A 4,007-nucleotide genomic window follows, 5' to 3' on the forward strand; every position below is an offset into this window, starting at 1 on the left:
TATATAAACCCAAACGATCCTCCATTAATATTAAAGTTTCCTTTAATGTAAACTGTCTTACTAACAATTGCACCATATGATCCATTCCAAGTCATTGCCAGCCAAGCATCCGCATCTGAACCCTTACAAACTAAATCCCCGTAAATGGTTAAATAATTAATATTCGGCATTATCAGATTTGAACCTTTTAGCGGAGTAAGAATTAAATTACCATATGAGTTAACATTATTTGGAAGCATGTAGTAGATTCCCGCTTGTGGGTTTATTGTATAAAACTCTGTGGTTCCTTTATTTACATTAAAGTCCGAGAAGTCTCCAGTTGGAAATGCATAAGTTGCGGGATTGTCAAAGTTTACTGCATCCCTAGTTGTTATTCGGAAGTTGCCATTCCCATTTGGATGGCTTGCTACAATTCCAAAAGAGCATCCTGGATTATTTTGAATATCCAATACAGATCCAACTTCAATTGTAAGGATTGCACATTTGACTTTTGCTTTATCTAATTGATAGTAGGTAGCCGGTGGATTATTGTTATTCACTGGGAATTGTGGAACTTCATTTGAAAGATAAATTGAATCTTTTGCTCCAATAACAACAACGTCGTTAATTCCGGGAACGGCTCCACCAGTATTAGCAGTTCCAGTATTGCTTGTAAAGGACCATGTATTTGGGTCACTCCAAAGGCCGCTCCCAGCAGCAGCACCATTAATACAGCTATAGAAGATTTTTGGTGTACCGAAAGGATTGTTCGAACTATTGTCTCCTGCCGTATAGTCGCCATCGATAAAGCCCACATTTTCTAAAAATGTTCCAGCTCCTGGTTCTCCAATAATGTTGTTGGTAACATCAATATCGCTGGTTGTGCCATTGGTCCATGTGAAGTTTGTTTCGTTGTAGCGCGCAGCTACATAGCCATTTTCGGTTATACCCGTTCCGGTAACTACGTCTGACTGATCGTAGGTGTAACCTTGGGTTACAGTGGCCGAACCGAGTGTAAATCCGTTGGATTTCACCCTCCAGTAGTAGGTTAAGCTCCTTCCTTTGGTGGTAGTTCCAGGTTGTTCGTAGCCAACGGGGTTCACCGTAATGGATCCAAAAGCAGTAGGTGTTCCGTTTATTGTAATTGTGGCTGGCGTATACTTTACTGGTTTTGCCGGAGTTAGGGTTGGCGCACCAATTGGGAATGTAAAGGTGGGTGACGATAGGGAGTATACTTTTGTAATACCTCCATCACCCGCATTTCCTGCCGATTGAATATACCTTAAAGCACCCGCATTGGCAATAGTTGCCGATGGGCCAAGTTTTAAGTTATAGGTTTTTATATCGAAGAGCTTATCCTGCGACAAGGTTAGTACTCCGTTCACAGTAATATTGGCACCCAAAGATATTGGAGCTGTACCGGTATTGTTGTTTAGCTCAAGGTTTTGGAAAATACCATTTCCATCACCGGTAATTAGCTGCGGAACATCATCGTTCAAAACAATTTTTCCTGCACCTGAATGTATCCCCGAATTGTATAGGTAGGATGCCGTGGCAATGGCACCGGCCAAACTTATGGTTTTACCACCATCGGCTAAATTACCGGTAACAATCATCATGGAGTCGGCAACCGAAATGGTCGATTGCGATCCCGTCAAGGTTAAGGTTGTTCCTGCCGGTTTGTCAACCTTAAACTTATTTAAAGCTAGTGGCGATAGTAAGTTAACGCTGAAGTTTTGGCTGCCGGAGCCATTAAAGATGGTCCAGTTGGTTCCGGGAGTATAAACCGTTCCGCTCGCCATGGAAAAATTACCACCAACGGAAACATTAAAGTTACTTGCTGTTAATGTTCCAGAGGTTAGTGTTAAATTTCCTAAGACGTTTAAGGGGTAGGTCATAAGCTGCATGGTAGCTGTTCCGCTTATCCTACTAATTGTTAAATTTCCGATGGGTGCATTTGATTGGATGTATTGAATGGCAGCATCTGCACTTCCCCCGGTTCCAGCAGTAGGTAGAAATAGGATGGAACCATCGGTCACGTTAATATTCCCCGATGAAGAGAGCACATCAAACACCCTACCATTGCCGGAAGCATCGGTACCACAGGCATCGTATATTTTAATGGTTCCGCCCGACATTGTATATACGTTGGCTGTTTCATTCAGGTTGAAGGTTCCTAATGTAGCACCTAAGCTACCATCGTTGGCTCTAACCGTATTTATGGTGGTATTTTTCAATGCAACTATACTGGAATAATCTAGGTGATGCTGAAATCGACCTCTGAGAATAAATGTTCCGCCTGATTGATCGTAAGAAGCAAGACCTCCACCAGTTCCTGCAGAACGAAACTGCTTGGCATCAACCGTACCGCCTCTAATCACAAACTGACCCGATGCATCGCTCCAGGTAATTAACCCACCCGACTCACGGGTAGAGAAGTAGCCATCGTTTATTTTGAATTTTCCCATCACCGAAAAGGAGCTTGCGCCACCTTGCCCAACCCCATTCACTAAACCAATTCCTCCAGCCACACCATAGGCTACATTTACTTCTCCATAATCATCGGCAGTAGCTAAAACAATAACCTGAGAGCCATCGAGGGTGAGGGCTCCGTTGGCCGGAATGTAAAAATCGGAGTTAGGAGCTCCCGGGGGTAAAAGTCCAGTACCTTCCGACAGGGAGGGGATAATGGTTGAGCCTTGAAGGACTAAGGTTCCGGTGCGAATCCACAACGCTTTCCTCAGATTTGGATTTGCACCACCACCATAACCATCGTCATTGTTTGCACCAAATAGTCGAAAGTTGGAGTACGCCGAGGAGTATACGGTTAACGAAAAGCTCTGATCGATCCCTTTATCTAAAACCAAATTATAAAAATCGGTTGTACCATTACAGGTTAGCGTATTGTTGGTTGCTCCCTGAAAGTAAACGGTTGCAAACCCTGTGGTTGCACCCAGTGTTGTTGGTGGGAAAGCATTATAAATTGGATAGGGAAGGTTGGTAAACTTAACCGTTCCATTGTTGGTAAAATCACCATATATAACCACTCGGTGCGATTGGCCATCGTAGTAGTTAATAAATGGGGCAGTGCCAGTTTCAGCCGTCGCTGTGGGGTTGGTTGTTGTATTGGTTACTCCTGTACCAACGGTAATGGAAGCAGCTGCATCAACTGTCACACTTCCCATAATGGTTAAATTTCTTCTGGCCGCAGTGGTATTGTCGTTTATGCGGTATGTTCCCTGTTTTACATATAAATTACCGTTGAGGGTAATATCGCTCATTTGAGTGGCAATAACCCCCGGTGCATTAATTCTCAGATTATTGTAAGTGGCTTGTGCTGCCGGTAGTGTGAAATCAGCAGCGTTTTTATACTCCGTAGTGCCACCTCCAGCATTTACAAAACTATTTGTGGTTACAGCGGGGAAATTTACTGAGGCCAAGCTCAGTGTTCCCTCTCCACTTAAGCTTGATAAACCTGAAGTGAAGCTATAGGTTGCCATATCGAGAATACCTCCATTGTTGATATTCACCTTTAGATTGGCTGTTGCAATATCGGAAGGAAGGGTAACTGTTCTACTGGGAAGAATAACCACAGCATCTCCTGCGCCGGGAACGGTTGTTCCAACCTGCGTTGTCCCTCCAGGGTCGGAAGTCCAGGTTGTGGGGTCGTTCCAGCTGCCCGATTGGTAGGAGAAATAGGTTCCGGGGACAGGACCGGCTGTCCAAAAGGAGCTGGTATTTGTAATATCGGTTGTCCCGGTAATGGTGAAGGAGTTGGTGCCAAAACTTTGGGTGCCAGTGGGCGTTTGCCAAACCGCACCAAGGTTATCAATTATTTGTGTTGGAGGTGTAGCAATTTCGGCAGGATCGTAGTTGAAAGTGGCTGTAATTGTTTTACCTGTAATGCTTGTAAGCACATCCCAAAACTTTTCGAGATAGTTCGAGCCCAGTGTAAAAATCTGTTCGGCTCTAGCGCTAACAGTTCCTGAGGTTGCACTTATTGCATTAATGGTGGCCGGTGAGTAATA

1 protein-coding gene is annotated in these 4,007 nt (G+C 44.1%); it reads right to left on the reverse strand.

Going from position 1 to position 4,007, the window contains the following annotated elements; genetic code table 11:
- The coding region (locus VMW01_15660) for a hypothetical protein (protein ID HUW07685.1) at positions 1 to 4,007 on the reverse strand (4,007 nt) is incomplete at both ends.

Origin of the sequence: Williamwhitmania sp. (assembly GCA_035529935.1) — a bacterium.
GTDB lineage: Bacteria > Bacteroidota > Bacteroidia > Bacteroidales > Williamwhitmaniaceae > Williamwhitmania.